This is a genomic window from Streptomyces pseudovenezuelae, from assembly GCF_029892565.1.
GTDB lineage: Bacteria > Actinomycetota > Actinomycetes > Streptomycetales > Streptomycetaceae > Streptomyces > Streptomyces pseudovenezuelae_A.
Map to the genome: position 1 here is coordinate 369,456 of NZ_JARXVH010000004.1, position 18,710 is coordinate 388,165.

Sequence of the window (18,710 nt, forward strand, 5' to 3'; positions counted from 1 at the left end):
TTCCCCCGGAGGTCGATCAGGACCAGCGGCCGGTGCGGCCGAGGAGCAGGGCCGTCGCCGCGGTGCCCGCGGTCGAGGTACGCAGCACGCTACGCCCGAGGCGGTAGGCCTTCGCGCCCGCGTCCTCGAAGCGCGCCAACTCCTCGGGGGAGACACCGCCTTCGGGGCCGACGACCAGCACGATCTCGCCCGTGGCGGGGAGTTCGGCGGTGGCCAGCGGGTCGCTGCCGTAGGCACGGTCCTCGTGCAGGACGGCGGCGAAGTCGGCTTTGGCGAGAAGTGCGGCAACCTGGGCGGTCGTCGAGGCGTCCGCGACCTCCGGGAAGCGCAGCCGGCGGGACTGCTTGCCGGCCTCGCGGGCGGTGGCCCGCCACTTGGCGAGGGCCTTGAGTCCGCGCTCGCCCTTCCACTGGGTGATGCAGCGGGCGGCCGCCCAGGGGACGATCGCGTCGACGCCGGTCTCGGTCATCGTCTCGACGGCCAACTCGCCGCGGTCGCCCTTGGGGAGGGCCTGGACGACGGTGATGCGGGGGGCGGGTTCGGGTTCCACCGGGAAGTCGGAGGGCTCGACGAGGAGGCGGTCCTTGCCCTCGGTCCGCAGGACCACACCGGCGGCCCCTCGGCCCAGCCCGTCGGTCAGCACCACGTCCTCGCCGGGCTGCAGGCGTCGTACCGAGACCGCGTGCCGTCCCTCGGGTCCTGCCACCTCGACGACCGAACCGGGGCCCACGCCCGCCAGGGAGTCGACCACGAACACGGGCGCGGTCACCGGAAGCCGCCCTTGCCCGACAACGCTGTCTTCGCTCCGTCGAGTTCGGCCGCCAGGACCTCCACCAGCTGGCCGGCGGGCAGTTCGCGGGCCATGCGGTGGCCCTGTCCCGCCCACAGCGCCATGCCCTGCGCGTCGCCGGCCTTGGCGGCGGCCTTGCGCAGCGGCGAGGTGAGGTGGTGGACCTGCGGGTAGGCGGCGGGAGCGTAGGGGCCGTGCTCGCGCATGAAGCGGTTGACCAGGCCGCGGGCGGGGCGGCCGGAGAAGGCGCGGGTCAGTTCCGTACGGACGAACAGGGGGTTGGTCAGCGCCTGCTTGTGGACGGCGTTGGCGCCGGACTCGGCGGTGGCGAGGAACGCCGTGCCGAGCTGGGCCGCGCTCGCGCCCGCCGCGAGGACGGCGGCGATCTGGCCGCCGCGCATGATGCCGCCGGCGGCGAGGATCGGCAGGGTGACGGTCTCGCGGACCTGGGCGACCAGGGAGAGCACGCCGATGCCGGAGCCGTCGTTCTCCGGGATGTCCCGGTGGGTGCCCTGGTGACCGCCGGCCTCCACGCCCTGCGCGATCACCGCGTCGGCACCGGCCCGCTCCACCGCGAGGGCCTCCTCGGCGGTGGTCACGGTGACCACGGTGAAGGTGCCGGCCCGGCGCAGCGAGTCCAGCACGTCCCGGCTCGGGATGCCGAAGTGGAAGGAGACCACCGGCACCGGGTTGTCGAGCAGCACCGCGAGCTTCGAGTCGTAGGCGTCGTCCCGGCCGCTGTCCGGGTCGCCGAGCTCGGTCTCGTACCAGGCGGCCTCGCCGGCCAGCTGGTGGGTGTAGATCTCGACGGCGCCGGGGTCGGCGTTGTCCGGCTGCGGCATGAACAGGTTCACGCCGAAGGGACGGTTGGTGAGCCCTCGGATCTGCTTGATCTCCTGGTACATGCCGTCGGCCGTCTTGTACCCGGCGGCAAGGAACCCGAGCCCGCCGGCCTCGGACACGGCGGCGGCGAGCCGCGGCACGGAGACGCCGCCCGCCATGGGGGCCTGCACGATCGGGTGAGGGAAGAGATCGGTCAGTGCGGAGGACATGACGGCATGTTGTCACGTCCTCCGAACAAGTCCGAATCGGCCTTCGGCAGGGCATAGGCCCACGGCATCTGTCGCCGCCGGTCAGGCCCGGCGGCCCCGGTCAGCGACCGTTGAAGGCGTCCTTCAACCGTGAGAACAGTCCCTGCTGGCCCGGCTGGAACTGTCCGGTGGGACGCTCCTCGCCGCGTAGCAGGGCCAGTTCGCGCAGCAGCCGCTCCTGCTCCGGGTCCAGCTTGCTCGGGGTCATGACCTCGACGTGCACGATGAGGTCGCCCCGGCCGCCGCCGCGCAGATGCGTGACACCGCGGCCGTGCAGCGGGATCGACTGGCCGGACTGGGTGCCGGGCCGGATGTCGACCTCCTCCAGGCCGTCCAGCGTCTCCAGCGGCACCTTGGTGCCGAGGGAGGCCGCGGTCATCGGGAGGGTCACCGTGCAGTGCAGGTCGTCACCGCGGCGCTGGAACATCGCGTGCGGCAGCTCGTGGATCTCGACGTACAGGTCGCCGGCGGGGCCGCCGCCGGGGCCGACCTCGCCCTCGCCCGCGAGCTGGATGCGCGTGCCGTTGTCCACACCGGCCGGGATCTTGACCGTGAGCGTGCGGCGCGAGCGGATCCGGCCGTCGCCCGCGCACTCCGGGCACGGGGTCGGCACGACCGTGCCGAAGCCCTGGCACTGGGGGCAGGGGCGCGAGGTCATGACCTGGCCCAGGAAGGACCGGGTGACCTGGGACACCTCGCCGCGACCGCGGCACATGTCACAGGTCTGGGCCGAGGTCCCCGGCGCCGCGCCCTCACCGTTGCACGTGGTGCAGACGATCGCCGTGTCGACCTGGATGTCCTTCGTGGTGCCGAAGGCCGCCTCGTCCAGCTCGATGTCCAGCCGGATCATGGCGTCCTGGCCCCGGCGGGTCCGCGAGCGCGGGCCGCGCTGCGAGGCCGTGCCGAAGAAGGCGTCCATGATGTCGGAGAAGTTGCCGAAGCCGCCCGCACCGAAGCCGCCGGCACCGCCGCCGGCCTGCGAGAGCGGGTCGCCGCCGAGGTCGTAGACCTGCTTCTTCTGCGGGTCCGACAGCACCTCGTAGGCGGCGTTGATCTCCTTGAACCGCTCCTGGGTCTTCGGATCCGGGTTGACGTCCGGGTGCAGCTCGCGCGCGAGCCGACGGAACGCCTTCTTGATCTCATCCTGCGACGCGTCGCGGCGCACGCCGAGAACGGCGTAGTAGTCCGTGGCCACTTACGACTCCGCCAGGATCTGTCCGACGTACCGTGCCACTGCGCGTACCGCTCCCATCGTTCCCGGGTAATCCATGCGGGTCGGTCCGACCACGCCGAGCTTGGCGACTGCCTCGCCGCCCGAACCGTAGCCCACCGACACCACCGAAGTGGAGTTGAGTCCCTCGTAGGCGTTCTCGTGACCGATGCGTACGGTCATGCCCGAATCCCCCGCCTCGCCAAGCAACTTGAGAAGGACGACATGTTCCTCCAACGCCTCCAGAACGGGACGGATGGTGAGGGGGAAGTCATGTCCGAAGCGGGTGAGATTGGCCGTTCCGCCGATCACCAGCCGCTCCTCGTTCTCCTCGACGAGTGTCTCCAGGAGGGTGGAGAGCACCGTCGAGACCGTGCCGCGGTCCTCGACGTCGAAGGCGTCCGGGAGGTCCTCCACGAGCCGGGGGACGTCCGAGAACCGGCGGCCCGCGACCGTGCTGTTGAGCCGCGCCCGCAGGTCCGCGAGCGAGGCCTCCCCGAAGGGCGCCGGGCAGTCGACCATGCGCTGCTCGACCCGGCCGGTGTCCGTGATCAGCACCAGCATCAGCCGGGCGGGAGCCAGCGCGAGCAGCTCCACGTGCCGCACGGTCGAGCGGGTCAGCGAGGGGTACTGCACGACGGCGACCTGCCGGGTGAGCTGCGCGAGCAGCCGCACCGTGCGCGCCACGACGTCGTCGAGGTCGACGGCACCGTCCAGGAAGTTCTGGATGGCGCGCCGCTCGGGACCGCTCATCGGCTTGACGCCGGCGAGCTTGTCGACGAACAGCCGGTAGCCCTTGTCGGTGGGGATGCGCCCGGCGCTGGTGTGCGGCTGGGCGATGAAGCCCTCGTCCTCCAGGGCCGCCATGTCGTTGCGCACCGTCGCCGGGGAGACGCCGAGGTTGTGCCGCTCGGTGAGGGCCTTCGACCCGACCGGCTCCTCGGTGCCGACATAGTCCTGGACGATGGCGCGCAGCACCTGGAGCCTTCGTTCACTCAACATCGCGCACACCTCCAGCAGTCGTCCCCTGGCGCTTCACCTGGCACTCTGTCCGTCCGAGTGCCAGCGTTCCCCGGCCCAGTGTACGGCGGTGGGGTACCGCCTGGGCAAGGTCGGTCCGGTCGGACGTGCTCGTACCGCTAGCGTCGCCGTATGACGGTGACTTGGGAAGAGCTGGGGTGGGAGCGGCTGGGGGCCGGAGTGGGGCGCTGCCGGCTGCCCGGCTGGGACTGCACGGCGGGGCTGGTCGTGGGGGACGGCACGGCTCTCGTGATCGACGCGGGGTCGAGTCTCGCGGAGGGCGCGCTGGTGCGTACGCGCGCCCAGGAGCTCGCCGGCCACCGTGTGACCCATCTCGCGCTCACGCACCCTCATTTCGACCATGTCCTCGGGGCGGCGGCGTTCGCGAGTGCGGAGGTGTTCGGCGCGGTGGGCCTCGACATGGTGTCCGTCCACGCGCGCGAGGAGCTGCGGCTGGACGCGGTGCGCAACGGGCTGGACGAGGGGGCGGCGACCGAGGCCGCGGACGCGCTCGTCGTCCCGCACCACCAGGTCTCCGGCGAGTGGACGCTCGACCTGGGCGGCGGCCGGCAGGTCCTGCTGGCGAACGTCGGTCCCGGGCACACGGCCCACGACCTGGCGGTCCTCGTCCCCGCCGCGCCCGACTCCCCCGCGGTGGTGTTCTGCGGCGACCTGGTCGAGGAGTCCGGCGAACCACAGGCGGGCCCGGACGCCGTACCGTCCCACTGGCCGGCCGCCCTCGACCGCCTCCTCGGCCTCGGCGGCGAGGACGCGCTGTACGTGCCCGGCCACGGGGCGGTGGTGGACGCGGCGTTCGTGCGGGGACAGCGGAACGAGCTGGCGGCGCGTTTCGGCGTCTCACCATGAGGTCGGTCACGGCGTGTCGCCGCGATCTGCACGACGTGACGGCGGCGCTTCTCCTATCGTCATCCGAATGCGCCAGTACTCCGCCGACCTGACCCCGCCGTGGAAGAAGCCGAAGCCCGTTCCCGAGGTCCCGGCGGAGGCCGGACTGGTCGTGGAGGAGCCCGGCACCGGTTTCTGCGGCGCGGTGATCCGCTGCGAGGCGGGCACGGTGACCCTGGAGGACCGCTTCGGCAAGCACCGGGTGTTCCCGATGGAGCCGCGCGGGTTCCTGCTTGAGGGCCGTGTGGTGACCCTCGTACGCCCCGCTTCGGGCCCCGTCCGGCCCTCCCGTACGGCATCCGGTTCGGTCGCCGTGCCGAGCGCACGCGCGCGTGTGGCGCGTGCCGGGCGCATCTACGTCGAGGGGCGGCACGACGCGGAACTGGTCGAGCGGGTGTGGGGCGACGACCTGCGCGTCGAGGGCGTGGTCGTGGAGTACCTGGAGGGCGTCGACGATCTGCCCGCCATCGTGGACGAGTTCGGGCCGGGCCCGGACGCCCGCCTCGGCATCCTGGTGGACCACCTGGTGCCGGGCACCAAGGAGTGGCGCATCGCCCAGTCGGTCACCAGCGAGCACGCGCTCGTGGTCGGCCACCCCTACATCGACATCTGGGAGGCCGTGAAACCGTCCTCCCTCGGCATCGAGGCCTGGCCCCGGATCCCGCACGGCCAGGACTGGAAGACGGGCGTGTGCCGGTCGCTGGGTTGGCCGGAAAACACCGGTGCGGCCTGGCAGGCGATCCTGGGCCGGGTGCGGTCGTACAAAGACCTGGAGCCGGAGCTGCTGGGGCGGGTGGAGGAACTGATCGACTTCGTCACGACACCCGGCGACTGACCGCCGAGTCCCCCGACCGTCCGGTCCCCCGACCGTTCAGTCCACGGGGCCGCTCAGTCCACCAGGTCCCGCACCACCGCGTCCGCCAGCAGCCGCCCCCGCAGCGTGAGCGCAGCCCGCCCCTCCTCGTACGGTCCGGCCTTCAGCAGGCCGTCCGTCAGCGCCCGGCGTGCGGCCTTGAGGCCCTCCTCGTGCAGCAGCGACAGCGGTACGCCCTCGCGCAGCCGCAGCTCCAGCAGGATCCGCTCCACACGCCGGTCCTCCGCCGAGAGCAGTTCGCGCCCGGCCCCCGGCGACCGGCCCGCCGCCAGCGCCCCCGCGTACGCCCCCGGGTGTTTCACGTTCCACCAGCGCACCCCGCCGACGTGGGAGTGGGCGCCGGGGCCCGCACCCCACCAGTCGGCGCCGCGCCAGTACAGCTCGTTGTGCAGACAGCGGCCGGCGTCGGAGGTGGCCCAGTTGGAGACCTCGTACCAGTCGTAGCCCGCCTCCGAAAGGACCGATTCCGCGATCAGGTACCGGTCCGCGTGGACATCGTCGTCGGTCATCGGGACCTCGCCGCGGCGGATACGACGGGCCAGCTGGGTGCCCTCCTCGACGATCAGGGCGTACGCGCTGACGTGGTCGGGTCCGGCGCCGAGCGCCGCTTCCAGGGACGCCCGCCAGTCGTCGTCCGTCTCGCCGGGGGTGCCGTAGATCAGGTCGAGGTTGACGTGCTCGAAGCCCGCCGCACGGGCCTCCGCGACGCAGGCCTCGGGGCGGCCGGGGGTGTGGGTGCGGTCCAGGATCTTCAGGACGTGCTGCTTGGCGCTCTGCATGCCGAAGGAGATCCGGTTGAAGCCGCCCTCGCGGAGCGTGGCCAGATACCGCGGGTCGACCGACTCCGGGTTCGCCTCCGTGGTGACCTCCGCGTCGGCCGCGAGACCGAACTCGTCGCGGACCGCGCCCAGCATCCGCACGAGATCGTCGGCGGCCAGCAGCGTCGGCGTACCGCCCCCGACGAACACCGTGCGGACCGGCCGTGGGTCGTCGCCCAGGACCTTGCGGGCCAGGCGGACCTCGTCGATCAGGGTGTCGGCGTAGTTGTCGCGGGAGGCGAGGACACCGCCGGTGCCGCGCAGCTCGGTGGCGGTGTAGGTGTTGAAGTCGCAGTAGCCGCAGCGGGTCGCGCAGTACGGGACGTGCAGATAGAACCCGAGCGGGCGGTCGGCGGCGCCGGCCAGCGCGGCCTGCGGGAGTGCGCCGTCGTCGGGGACCGGTTCACCGTCGGGGAGTGCGGAAGGCATGCCTTCCATTGTCCAGCACGGCGACCCGGTCCTCGTCCGGCCGTTTCCGGTACGACGGTCCGGCCCTTGTCCGGTACGCCGCTCAGGCCAGTTCCGCCTGGAGGACCAGGAGCGCCAGGTCGTCCTCCGGTGGCTTGCCGCCGAACTCGTGGACCAGCCGGCGGATGCGCTCCGCGATCAGCTCGGCGCTCAGTCCCGCGCACCCGGCGAGCGCCGTCGCGAGGCCGTCGCCGTCGTCGAACTGGCGGGGCCCTGAGCGCCGTTCGGTCACGCCGTCGGTGACGCAGAGCAGGGTGTCGCCGGGGCGCAGTTCGAAGGTCTCGCTGGCGTACGTCTCGTCCTCGATGACGCCGAGGAGCATCTGCGGGCGCGCGGCCGTGCACACGCCGCCGTCGGGGCCGAGCAGGAGCGGCAGCGGGTGTCCGGCGGAGGCGAGGGTGCAGCGCACTCCGCCGTCGAAGGGGGCCAGCTCGCCGTAGAGGAGGGACAGGAAGCGGGTCTGCGGGCCGTCGCCGGGGCCGGGCGGGCGGACGAGGGCCCGGGCGGCGGCGTCGGCGGCCTCCGTGGCGTCGTCGAGGAGGAGGCGGTTGAGGCGGTCCAGGACGTCGGCGACGCGGTAGCCCTCGCGGGCCAGCAGCCGCAGCCAGGGGCGGGCCAGGCCGATGACGACGGCGGCCTCGGGGCCCTTGCCCTGGACGTCGCCGACGGCGAAGCACCAGCGGCCGTCGCCGGCCGGGAAGAGGTCGTAGAAGTCGCCGCTGGGGCCGCCCTTGTCGCAGGGTTCGTAGACGAGGGCGCTGTGCACGCCGGGGATCTCGGCGACGGCGACGGGCAGCAGGCCGCGCTGCAGGACCCGGCTGATGGTGGCCTGGCGGGCGTACTGGCGGGCCGCGCCGACGGCGAGCGCGACCCGGCGGCTGAGGTCCTCGATCAGCCCGGTGACCTCGTCGGGAAAACGCAGCAGCCCGGACCGCCCGATGACCAGCGTGCCGAGCGGGCGGCCGCCGGCGATCAGCCGGTACGCGAGTGCCGTGCCGTGCGGGCCCAGCGCGCCCTTGGGCCAGGGGTAGCCGGCGGGTCCGGGCCGGGAGGCGTCGGCCGGGTGCGGCGGGACCTTCTCCAGGGCCCGGCGCAGTTCCTCGATGCGGTTCTCGCTGCCGTGCCAGACGCGGGCCAAGCGCAGCCCGGTGCCGCCGGAGCCGTCGGCCCAGCCGCCGCGGCCGGTGGCCTCGTCCTCCAGCCAGACCGCGCACCAGTCGGCGAACCGGGGCACGATCAGCTGTCCGGCGAGCGCGGCGACCAGGTTCTCGTCGAGCTGCCCGGCCAGCAGGTCGGAGGCCTCCGCGAGGAACGACAGGGCGCCGCGGTCCAGCCACTCGCGGTCGTGCTCGGCGCGCAGGGGTTCGGGGGCGAGGATCTCGGCGGCGTCGAGGCCCTGGGTCACGGCGTGCCGGCCGGTGTACTCCTCGATGCCGTCCACGGCCGTGGTGCCCTCGGCGGACAGCCGCGCCCAGACCGTCTTGGCGCCCCTGCGGTAGGTGACGCCCCAGGACTCGGCGAGCGTGGAGACCAGGCGCAGTCCGCGGCCGTGCTCCGGCGTCTCCTGCGGCCCCCGCTGGTCCGTGTCGCGGGGCGCGCGGGAGGGGTGGTGGTCGCAGACCTCGACGACCACGTCGCCGCTCGCCTCCTCCATCCGGCACGCCACCTCGACGTCGGTGCCGGCGTGCACGACGGCGTTGGTGACGAGTTCGCTGACCACGACCACGGCGTCGTCGGCCAGCCGGTCGGTGAGGTGCTCGGTGCCGGGCAGATCGACCTCGGCCCATTCGGTGAGGGCGGCGCGCACGATCGCGCGGGCGGTGCCGGGCGCGAGAGGGCTCCCGGGGAGCGCGGCGGACTTCTGCGCGCGCGGGCGCACACCGCCCGAGCGCCGCTCCGCGCTCCTGTGCGCGGGCGCATCAGAAGCACGGGAGGCGGTCTCCCGTTGCGTCGGAATGGCCCCCATGGACAGCTCCCCGAACGGTTCGCACGAATACACCTCAGTGGATGCCGACAGAGTGACAGACTGACCACGCCCATAAGCGCCGAGTTACCGAAGTGGGCCGCCATGAGTGAGAACAGTGGTACGCGTGTGCTCGAAGACGGTCAGAAACCGGAACTGCTTCGAGCATCGGAGCTGCGCCCTCTGCTCGCCGCGATGACCGCGGCCCGGGACGGTGACTTCACCAAAGTGCCGGAAACCGGCCATGGGTTGGTGGCCGAACTGACGGCCGCCTTCAACCAGGTCGTGGACCGCAGCACGCACTTCAACACCGAGGTGCAGCGGGTGAAGCGGGAGCTGGTGCGGCACGGGCGGCTCGACGAGCGGCTCAGCGCCAGTCCGGGGCAAGGTGCCTGGACCACCCGGGTCAACGATGTGAACCAGTTGCTGGACGCCCTGGTGGCACCGGCGGCCAACGCGACGCGCGTGCTGGACGCGGTGGCCGGCGGCGATCTGACCCAGCGGGTCGATCTGCACGACGGCAACCGGCAGTTGCGCGGTGATCTGCGCCGCCTTGGCCGGGCCGTGAACAAGATGGTGGACCAGCTGTCGCTGTTCACCGGCGAGGTGACCCGGGTCGCGCGCGAGGTGGGCACGGAGGGGCGGCTCGGCGGGCGGGCCAAGGTGACGGGTCTGTCCGGCAGTTGGCGTGATGTGACCGAGGCGGTCAACACCATGGCCTCCCGGCTGACCGCGCAGGTGCGGGACATCGCCCTGGTGACGACGGCGGTGGCGCGCGGCGACCTGACCCGTACGGTGACCGTCGAGGCGACCGGTGAGCTGCTCGAACTGAAGCTGACCGTGAACACGATGGTGGACCAGCTCTCCGCCTTCGCCGACGAGGTCACCCGGGTCGCCCGCGAGGTGGGCACCGAGGGGCAGTTGGGCGGGCGGGCCCAGGTGCGAGGCGTCTCCGGCGTCTGGAAGGACCTCACCGACAACGTCAACTTCATGGCCTCGAACCTGACTTCGCAGGTCCGCAACATCGCCCAGGTGACGACCGCCGTGGCCAACGGCGACCTGTCGCAGAAGATCACCGTGGACGCCCAGGGCGAGATCCTGGAGCTGAAGTCGACCATCAACACGATGGTGGACCAGCTCTCCGCCTTCGCCGACGAGGTCACCCGCGTCGCCCGCGAGGTCGGCACCGAGGGCAACCTCGGCGGGCGGGCCCAGGTGCGAGGCGTCTCCGGCGTCTGGAAGGACCTCACCGACAACGTCAACTTCATGGCGGACAACCTCACTTCGCAGGTCCGCAACATCGCGCTCGTCTCCACCGCCGTGGCCCAGGGCGACCTCGGCAAGAAGATCACGGTCGAGGCGAAGGGCGAGATCCTGGAGCTGAAGTCCACGATCAACACGATGGTGGACCAGCTCTCCGCCTTCGCCGACGAGGTCACCCGCGTCGCCCGCGAGGTCGGCACCGAAGGCAACCTCGGCGGACAGGCCCAGGTGCGAGGCGTCTCCGGCGTCTGGAAAGACCTCACCGACAACGTCAACTTCATGGCCCTGAACCTGACTTCGCAGGTCCGCAACATCGCCCAGGTGACGACCGCCGTGGCCAACGGCGACCTGTCGAAGAAGATCACGGTCGACGCACGCGGCGAGATCCTGGAGCTGAAGGACACCGTCAACACGATGGTGGAGCAACTGCGGGCCTTCGCCGACGAGGTGACCCGGGTGGCCCGCGAGGTCGGCACCGACGGCCGACTGGGCGGCCGGGCCCAGGTGTTGGGCGTCTCCGGTGTCTGGCGTGACCTCACCGACAACGTCAACTACATGGCCGACAACCTCACTTCACAGGTGCGGAACATCGCCCAGGTCACCACGGCCGTGGCCAACGGCGACCTGTCGAAGAAGATCGACGTGGACGCGCGCGGCGAGATCCTGGAACTGAAGACCGCCATCAACACCATGGTCGACACGCTGTCCTCCTTCTCCTCCGAGGTCACCCGGGTGGCCCGCGAGGTCGGCTCCGAGGGCCAACTCGGCGGCCAGGCACGGGTGGAGGGCGTGTACGGCACCTGGAAGCGCCTGACGACGAACGTGAACGAACTCGCGTCGAACCTGACCACCCAGGTCCGCGCGATCGCCGAGGTCGCCTCCGCCGTGGCCCAGGGTGACATGTCCCGCTCGATCACGGTGGAGACGCAGGGCGAGGTCGCCGAGCTCAAGGACAACATCAACCTGATGGTGGCCAACCTGCGCGAGACGACCCGCGCGAAGGACTGGCTGGAATCCAACCTGGCCCGGCTGGCCGCGCTGATGCAGGGCCACCGGGACCTGATGGAGGTCGCCGACCTGATCCTACGCGAGCTGACGCCGCTGGTGAACGCGCAGTACGGCGCGTTCTTCCTGGCCGACCCGGACGAGGACGGCGCGGCCCTGCGCACAACCGTTCCTGCGAAAGGGCTGGCGTTCATCGCCGGGTACGGGTCGGCGCAGGGCGCGACCGTCGACACCGGCGGCATGCCGGTGCACGGCCTGGTCCGCCAGGCGGCCCGCGAGAAGAAACGGATCCTGGTGGAGGAGGCCCCGCCGGACTACATCAAGATCAACAGCGGGCTCGGCGAGGCCGCGCCGGCCAGCGTCGTCATCATCCCGATCCTCTTCGAGGACAAGCTCCTCGGCGTGATCGAGCTGGCCTCCTTCTCCCGCTTCTCCGACGTCCACCTGGCCTTCTTCGACCAGTTCGTGAACACCATCGGCGTCGCGATCAACACCATCATCGCCAACTCCCGCACCGAGTCCCTGCTCGGCGAGTCCCAACGCCTGGCCATGCAGCTCCAGGAACGCTCGGACGAACTCCAGAAGCAGCAGGCGGAGTTGCAGCGCTCGAACGCCGAACTGGAGGACAAGGCGGCCCTGTTGGCCACCAGCTCCCAGTACAAGTCGGAGTTCCTGGCGAACATGTCGCACGAGCTGCGCACCCCGCTGAACTCCCTGCTGATCCTGGCCCGGCTGCTCTCCGACAACCCGGACGGCCATCTCACCGACCAGGAGGTCCAGTTCGCCACCACCATCCACCGCTCCGGCTCGGACCTCCTCCAACTGATCAACGACATCCTCGACCTGTCGAAGATCGAGGCGGGCCGGATGGACGTACGCCCCAAGAAGCTGCCGCTGATCAAGCTGCTCGACTACGTCCACGCCACCTTCCGCCCGCTCACCCTGGACCGGGGACTCGCCTTCGAAGTGGCGGTCGGCCAGGACGTACCGCGCGAGATGCACTCGGACGAGCAGCGCCTCCAGCAGATCCTGCGCAACCTGCTCTCCAACGCGATCAAGTTCACCGCGACCGGCCGGGTCGAGCTGCGGGTGAACCGGATCAAGGACCCCGAGCACCGCTTCGTTCGCGACAGCGGCGACGTCATCGCCTTCGCGGTCACCGACACCGGCATCGGCATCGCCGCCGAGAAACTCCCGGTGATCTTCGAGGCGTTCCAGCAGGCCGACGGCACCACCAACCGCAAGTACGGCGGTACCGGCCTCGGCCTGTCCATCAGCCGCGAGATCGCGGGCCTGCTGGGCGGCCGCATCGTCGCCGAGAGCCGGCCCGGCCGGGGATCCACCTTCACGCTGTACGTCCCCGTCGTCACCCCCGGCCATCCGGCGACCGTGCCGACCCCCGAGGACCCGGACGTGTCGTTGCCGGAGCAGCTCTCGTCCGAGCCGATCCAGGCCACGCACGACACCGACGACTCGTGGCCTGCGCCCACCAAACTGGAGGCGTGGAAGGCGGGGCGGGCCGGACAAGTACTGCCCGGCAGGCGGGTGTTGATCGTCGACGACGACATCCGCAACGTCTTCGCCCTCACCCATGTGCTGGGCCGGGTCGGCATGCCGGTGCTGTACGCGGAGAACGGCCGCGAGGGCATCGAGACGCTGGAGCGCAACCCGGACGTCGAACTCGTCCTGATGGACATCATGATGCCGGAGATGGACGGCTACGAGACCATCTCCGCCATCCGCCGCGCCCCCCGCTGGACCGGCCTGCCCATCGTCGCGCTGACCGCGAAGGCGATGCCGGGAGACCGCGAGAAATCCATCGCGCGGGGCGCCAACGACTACGTACCGAAGCCGGTGGACGTCGACCAACTGCTCACCGTCGTCTGCGCGCTCCTCGATCCGGAGGGCACGGGCGGGGCAGTGGCCGATGCCGTCCCCGAGACCGTCGCACCGGGACCGGGCAGCACGACAGGGGAAGCCGCGGTTCCGCCGGACACCGAATGAGGCACAGTCACCATGAGCGCTGAGGCACCGACCGAAGAGCGCGCCAGCATCCTCCTCGTCGACGACATGGAGGACAACCTGGTCGCGCTGGAGGCCGTCCTGGGGTCCCTCAACGAGCCGATCGTGCGGGCGCGTTCGGGCGAGGAGGCGATGAAGGCGCTGCTGCGGCAGCAGTTCGCCCTCGTCCTCCTCGACGTCCGCATGCCCGGCATGGACGGCTTCGAGACCGCCGCGAACATCAAGCGGCTCGACCAGACCAAGGACGTCCCGATCATCTTCCTGACCGGCGCGGAGGACGACTCCGGCTACGCCTTCCGCGGCTACGCCACGGGCGCCGCCGACTACTTGACCAAGCCCTTCGACCCCTGGGTCCTCAGGGCAAAGGTCAGCGTGTTCCTGGACCTGCACCGCAAGAACGTGCAGCTGGAGCGACTACTGACCCGGGAACAGGCCGACTACAACCGGGCGAACGTCCAACTGGCGGAGCTGGAGCGGCAGTTGGACGGTGATGAGCCGCCCGACCTATCGGTGCTGCGTGCTCATGTAAGGGAGCTACGCCAACTTCTGGGCCGAGGCCGCGTCAACTGACCCAGGGGCGCGGGGAACTGCGCGACAGGCCACGACGCGCAGTCAGCCGCCGAGCAGTCCCCCGCCGCCCCCTACGCCTCGCGAGACCCGGCATACATCTCGTCGATAAGGGCCTTGTACTCCCGCTCCACAACAGGCCGCTTCAGCTTCAGGCTGGGCGTGATCTCCCCATGCTCCACATCGAGGTCACGCGGCAGCAGCCGGAACTTCTTGATGGTCTGCCACCGCTGCAGGCCCTCGTTGAGCTGAGCCACGTACCCCTCGACGAGGGCGACCGTGACCGGCGCGGCCACCACCTCGGCGTACGACTTGCCCTCCAGCCCGTTCTCCTTGGCCCACTCGAGAATGGACGGCTCGTCGAGGGAGATCAGCGCGGTGCAGAAGTTCCGGTCGGCGCCGTGCACGAGGATGTTGGAGACGTACGGGCACACCGCCTTGAACTGACCCTCGACCTCGGCCGGCGCGATGTACTTGCCGCCGGACGTCTTGATGAGGTCCTTCTTGCGGTCGGTGATGCGCAGATAGCCGTCGGGCGACAGCTCACCGATGTCGCCGGTGTGGAACCAGCCGTCCGACTCCAGCACCTCCGCCGTCTTCTCGGGCAGCCCGTGGTAGCCCTCCATGATGCCGGGCCCGCGCAGCAGGATCTCGCCGTCCTCCGCGATGCGCACCTCCGTGCCGGGCAGCGGCTTGCCGACCGTGCCGGTGCGGTAGGCCTCGCCGGGGTTCACGAAGGAGGCCGCCGAGGACTCGGTGAGCCCGTAGCCCTCCAGGATGTGGATGCCGGCGCCGGCGAAGAAGTAGCCGATGTCGGGCGCGAGGGCGGCCGAGCCGGAGACACAGGCGCGCAGGTTGCCGCCGAAGGCCTCGCGGATCTTGGCGAACACGAGCGCGTCGGCGACCTTGTGCTTGGCGCCGAGCCCGAAGGGGACGGAGGCCGTGCCGGTGCGCCGGAAGTTGTCCTGGGAGGCCTTGGCGTACTCGCGGGCGACCTCGGCGGCCCACTGGAAGATCTTGTACTTGGCGCCACCGCCCGCACGGGCCTTCGCGGCGACCCCGTTGTAGACCTTCTCGAAGATGCGCGGGACGGCCGCCATGTACGTCGGCTGCACGACCGGCAGATTCGCGATGATCTTGTCGACGCGGCCGTCGACGGCGGTGACGTGCCCGACCTCGATCTGGCCGGAGGTGAGCACCTTGCCGAAGACGTGCGCGAGCGGCAGCCACAGGTACTGCACGTCCTCGCCGCTGATCAGACCGGTCGCGGCGATGGCCTTCGCCATGTACGACCAGTTGTCGTGCGGGAGGCGGACGCCCTTGGGGCGGCCCGTGGTGCCGGAGGTGTAGATCAGGGTGGCCAGCTGGTCCTTGGTGATCGCGCCGACCCGCTCCTTGATCAGGTCGGGGTTCTTCTCCAGGTACTCGGCGCCGCGCTGCTCCAGCTCGGCGAGGGTGAGCACCCAGTCGCCGCTCTCGACGCCGGCCGGGTCGATCACGATCACGTGCGTCAGCTCGGGCAGCTCGGCGCGCTTGGCGACCGCCTTGGCCAGCTGGGCCGCGTCCTCCGCGATCAGCACCCGGCTGTCGGAGTCGGCGAGGATGAACGCCGACTCGTCCTCGTTCGTCTGCGGATAGACCGTGGTCGTGGCGGCGCCGGCGCACAGGATGCCCAGGTCGGCCAGGATCCACTCGACGCGGGTCGAGGAGGCGAGCGCCACGCGCTGCTCGGGCTGGACGCCCAGCTCGATCAGGCCGGCCGCGATCGCGTAGACCCGCTCGGCCGCCTGGGCCCAGGTCAGCGACTTCCAGTCGTCAGGGCCCTCGCCGGCGGCCGGCGGCACCGGGTAGCGGTACGCCTCGGCGTCCGGTGTGGCCGAAACGCGCTCCAGGAAGAGGGTCGCCACGCTCGGCGGACGGTTCTCGATCAGGGTCTGTGTGTCGCTCACGACATCCTCCGGGCCCGCGACAGTGCGGCGGCTAGCTCAAGTGCGGCTGTTGTTTAACTCGCGAGTAACTATCGAGCAGGGGATCAGAGTAAAGCGCGACCGGCCACCGCGTAAGAGGCGGCGGACAGCCACTTCCCACCAGCGGAGGCGCCGATCCACCGGCCGAAGAGACCGGGCCCACCACGCGGCAGCGCGACGGGCCCGGGAAATCGGTGCACCTCGGGACTATTTCTTGCCCTTGCCCGATCCCGCGTTCTCGTCGCTGGAGAGCACGGCGATGAAGGCCTCCTGCGGAACTTCCACGGAACCCACCATCTTCATCCGCTTCTTGCCCTCCTTCTGCTTCTCCAGGAGCTTGCGCTTACGGGAGATGTCGCCGCCGTAGCACTTGGCGAGGACGTCCTTGCGGATGGCGCGGATGGTCTCGCGGGCGATCACCCGGGAGCCGATGGCGGCCTGGATGGGCACCTCGAAGGCCTGCCGCGGGATCAGCTCGCGCAGCTTGGCGACCAGCCGCACCCCGTACGCGTACGCCGCGTCCCGGTGCGTGATCGCCGAGAAGGCGTCCACCTTGTCGCCGTGCAGCAGGATGTCCACCTTGACCAGCGTGGAGGTCTGCTCCCCGGTGGGCTCGTAGTCGAGCGAGGCATAACCCCTGGTCTTGGACTTCAACTGATCGAAGAAGTCGAAGACGATCTCCGCGAGCGGCAGCGTGTACCGGATCTCGACCCGGTCCTCCGACAGGTAGTCCATCCCGAGCAGGGTGCCGCGCCGGGTCTGGCACAGCTCCATGATCGACCCGATGAACTCGGTCGGCGCGAGGATGGTGGCCCGTACGACGGGCTCGTACACCTCGTTGATCTTCCCCTCGGGGAACTCGCTCGGGTTGGTGACCGTGATCTCGGTCCCGTCCTCCAGGACCACCCGGTACACCACGTTCGGTGCGGTGGCGATGAGGTCGAGCCCGAACTCGCGCTCCAGCCGCTCACGGATGACGTCCAGGTGCAGCAGCCCGAGGAAGCCGACGCGGAAGCCGAAGCCCAGCGCGGCCGAGGTCTCCGGCTCGTAGACGAGCGCCGCGTCGTTGAGCTGCAGCTTGTCGAGGGCGTCGCGCAGCTCGGGGTAGTCGGACCCGTCGAGCGGATACAGACCCGAGAAGACCATCGGCTTGGGGTCCTTGTAACCGCCGAGCGCCTCGGTCGCGCCCTTGTGCAGGGTGGTGATCGTGTCACCGACCTTGGACTGGCGGACGTCCTTCACGCCGGTGATCAGATAGCCGACCTCGCCGACCCCGAGCCCGTCGGCACCGAGCATCTCCGGCGAGTTCGTGCCGATCTCCAGCAGCTCGTGCGTGGCGTTGGTGGACATCATCCGGATCCGCTCACGCTTGCTGAGCTGCCCGTCGATGACACGTACGTACGTCACGACGCCCCGGTACGAGTCGTACACCGAGTCGAAGATCATCGCGCGGGCGGGCGCGTCGGCGACACCGACCGGCGCCGGGATGTCCCGCACGGCCCGGTTGAGCAGCGCGTCGACGCCGATGCCGGTCTTGGCGGAGACCCGCAGCACATCGTCGGGATCGCAGCCGACCAGGTTCGCCAGCTCCTCGGCGAACTTCTCCGGCTGGGCGGCCGGCAGGTCGATCTTGTTCAGTACGGGGATGATCGTGAGGTCGTTCTCCATCGCCAGGTAGAGGTTGGCGAGGGTCTGGGCCTCGATGCCCTGGGCGGCGTCGACGAGGAGGACGGTCCCCTCACACGCGGCCAGCGATCGCGAGACCTCATAGGTGAAGTCGACGTGCCCCGGGGTGTCGATCATGTTGAGGATGTGCGTGGTGCCCTTGTCGGGCCCCTCGGTCGGGGCCCAGGGCAGACGCACCGCCTGGGACTTGATCGTGATGCCGCGCTCGCGCTCGATGTCCATCCGGTCGAGGTACTGAGCGCGCATCTGTCGCTGCTCGACCACACCGGTCAGCTGGAGCATCCGGTCGGCCAAGGTGGACTTGCCGTGGTCGATGTGCGCGATAATGCAGAAATTGCGGATCAGAGCCGGGGCGGTACGGCTCGGCGCGGGCACAATGTCAGGGGTCGCGGGCACGCAGGGTCCTGTCTCTTGAGGCGCCTTGTGCCTCGGGTCGGATCGATACGTAGGCTCCATCGTCCCACGGGTGGGGACCTGAGACCGGTTTGGGCCATCCGGTGGCCCCCTGGTACCGTGGGCAGCTGTGTCTCATGCCCTCTCTGCACGAGACGCACCCAAGAAATCACCTGGTGCGAGTCCCTCGCGGTCTCGTGCCTGAACCTGAAAAGGCTCATTCGTGGCGAACATCAAGTCCCAGATCAAGCGGATCAAGACCAACGAGAAGGCCCGGCTGCGCAACAAGGCCGTGAAGTCCTCCCTCAAGACCGCGGTCCGCAAGGCCCGTGAGGCTGCTGCCGCGGGTGACGTCGAGAAGGCCGCCGAGCTGCAGCGCGCTGCCGCGCGTGCGCTCGACAAGGCCGTCTCCAAGGGCGTCATCCACAAGAACCAGGCCGCCAACAAGAAGTCGGCGCTTGCTTCGAAGGTCGTTGCCCTCAAGGGCTGACACATTGATGTGATCGCCGGAAGGACCCGGGCGGGCCCTCTCTCTCCGCCCCCGACCGGCACTTACGGATACCGCGCGCGACTGCGTTCGCCACGCGGGCGCGGTTCCAATCAGCTTGCACCGAAGGCCCCGGCCTCGCCCTCCTCGGGCGGACGCCGGGGCCTTCGGTATGTCGCG

Annotated in this window: 13 protein-coding genes; 5 read left to right on the forward strand and 8 right to left on the reverse strand. The window is 70.6% G+C overall.

The window, feature by feature from the left end:
* Window positions 1-16: 16 nt before the first annotated feature.
* The 4 genes from M2283_RS14515 to hrcA all read right to left on the reverse strand — a co-directional run bounded on the left by M2283_RS14515 (window position 17) and on the right by hrcA (window position 4,093).
* A complete protein-coding gene (locus M2283_RS14515) occupies window positions 17-769 on the reverse strand; it encodes a 16S rRNA (uracil(1498)-N(3))-methyltransferase (RefSeq protein ID WP_280876601.1) in 753 nt (250 codons plus the stop codon).
* On the reverse strand, window positions 766-1,842 hold the full coding sequence (locus tag M2283_RS14520; protein ID WP_280876602.1) for a nitronate monooxygenase: 1,077 nt from the start codon (window positions 1,840-1,842) through the stop codon (window positions 766-768). The genes M2283_RS14515 and M2283_RS14520 overlap by 4 nt, the downstream gene beginning before the upstream one ends.
* Before the next feature lie 100 nt (window positions 1,843-1,942).
* The gene (gene dnaJ / locus M2283_RS14525) at window positions 1,943-3,076 is read right to left on the reverse strand and encodes a molecular chaperone DnaJ (protein WP_280876603.1); all 1,134 of its coding nucleotides are present in this window, start codon (window positions 3,074-3,076) and stop codon (window positions 1,943-1,945) included.
* Window positions 3,077-4,093: a heat-inducible transcriptional repressor HrcA gene (gene hrcA / locus M2283_RS14530; RefSeq protein ID WP_280876604.1), complete on the reverse strand. Its 1,017-nt coding sequence runs from the start codon at window positions 4,091-4,093 to the stop codon at window positions 3,077-3,079. It abuts the gene before it with no gap.
* Window positions 4,094-4,243: 150 nt separating this feature from the next.
* On the opposite strand from hrcA, the gene M2283_RS14535 reads away from it, so the two are divergent.
* Complete coding sequence (locus M2283_RS14535) at window positions 4,244-4,978, forward strand: MBL fold metallo-hydrolase (RefSeq protein ID WP_280876605.1); 735 nt, start codon at window positions 4,244-4,246, stop codon at window positions 4,976-4,978.
* 67 nt (window positions 4,979-5,045) lie between these two features.
* On the forward strand, window positions 5,046-5,852 hold the full coding sequence (locus tag M2283_RS14540) for a DUF3097 domain-containing protein (protein WP_280876606.1): 807 nt from the start codon (window positions 5,046-5,048) through the stop codon (window positions 5,850-5,852).
* A gap of 53 nt (window positions 5,853-5,905) precedes the next feature.
* Here the strand turns inward: M2283_RS14540 and hemW are convergent, their stop codons facing one another.
* Window positions 5,906-7,138, reverse strand: coding sequence for a radical SAM family heme chaperone HemW (hemW, locus tag M2283_RS14545; protein ID WP_280876607.1), 1,233 nt, complete (start codon window positions 7,136-7,138; stop codon window positions 5,906-5,908).
* 82 nt (window positions 7,139-7,220) lie between these two features.
* Complete coding sequence (locus M2283_RS14550) at window positions 7,221-9,143, reverse strand: SpoIIE family protein phosphatase (protein WP_280876608.1); 1,923 nt, start codon at window positions 9,141-9,143, stop codon at window positions 7,221-7,223.
* Window positions 9,144-9,245: 102 nt separating this feature from the next.
* Here M2283_RS14550 and M2283_RS14555 point away from each other — a divergent pair, with 102 nt between their 5' ends.
* Window positions 9,246-13,412 (forward strand): HAMP domain-containing protein, encoded by a 4,167-nt coding sequence (locus M2283_RS14555; RefSeq protein ID WP_280876609.1) that lies wholly within the window; start codon window positions 9,246-9,248, stop codon window positions 13,410-13,412.
* Between the two features lie 12 nt (window positions 13,413-13,424).
* Window positions 13,425-14,000, forward strand: a complete 576-nt coding sequence (locus tag M2283_RS14560) for a response regulator (protein WP_280876610.1) — start codon at window positions 13,425-13,427, stop codon at window positions 13,998-14,000.
* A 71-nt stretch (window positions 14,001-14,071) separates the two neighbouring features.
* Here M2283_RS14560 and M2283_RS14565 read toward each other — a convergent pair whose 3' ends face one another.
* Together M2283_RS14565 and lepA are read right to left on the reverse strand one after the other, a co-directional pair.
* Window positions 14,072-15,946 carry an AMP-dependent synthetase/ligase gene (locus M2283_RS14565; RefSeq protein WP_280876611.1) on the reverse strand — a complete coding sequence of 625 codons (1,875 nt, stop codon included), beginning with the start codon at window positions 15,944-15,946 and terminating at the stop codon, window positions 14,072-14,074.
* Window positions 15,947-16,171: 225 nt separating this feature from the next.
* Window positions 16,172-18,046: a translation elongation factor 4 gene (gene lepA, locus M2283_RS14570; protein WP_280876612.1), complete on the reverse strand. Its 1,875-nt coding sequence runs from the start codon at window positions 18,044-18,046 to the stop codon at window positions 16,172-16,174.
* 220 nt (window positions 18,047-18,266) lie between these two features.
* Between lepA and rpsT the strand changes: the two genes are divergently transcribed.
* Window positions 18,267-18,533 carry a 30S ribosomal protein S20 gene (rpsT, locus tag M2283_RS14575; RefSeq protein ID WP_280876613.1) on the forward strand — a complete coding sequence of 89 codons (267 nt, stop codon included), beginning with the start codon at window positions 18,267-18,269 and terminating at the stop codon, window positions 18,531-18,533.
* Window positions 18,534-18,710: the final 177 nt, after the last annotated feature.

Coding starts and splice junctions, on each gene's coding strand:
- M2283_RS14535 (WP_280876605.1), top strand. CDS start 4,244: ATGACGGTGACTTGGGAAGAGCTGGGGTGGGAGCGGCTGGGGGCCGGA.
- hrcA (WP_280876604.1), bottom strand. CDS start 4,093: ATGTTGAGTGAACGAAGGCTCCAGGTGCTGCGCGCCATCGTCCAGGAC.
- M2283_RS14560 (WP_280876610.1), top strand. CDS start 13,425: ATGAGCGCTGAGGCACCGACCGAAGAGCGCGCCAGCATCCTCCTCGTC.
- hemW (WP_280876607.1), bottom strand. CDS start 7,138: ATGCCTTCCGCACTCCCCGACGGTGAACCGGTCCCCGACGACGGCGCA.
- M2283_RS14540 (WP_280876606.1), top strand. CDS start 5,046: ATGCGCCAGTACTCCGCCGACCTGACCCCGCCGTGGAAGAAGCCGAAG.
- M2283_RS14555 (WP_280876609.1), top strand. CDS start 9,246: ATGAGTGAGAACAGTGGTACGCGTGTGCTCGAAGACGGTCAGAAACCG.
- M2283_RS14550 (WP_280876608.1), bottom strand. CDS start 9,143: ATGGGGGCCATTCCGACGCAACGGGAGACCGCCTCCCGTGCTTCTGAT.
- M2283_RS14520 (WP_280876602.1), bottom strand. CDS start 1,842: ATGTCCTCCGCACTGACCGATCTCTTCCCTCACCCGATCGTGCAGGCC.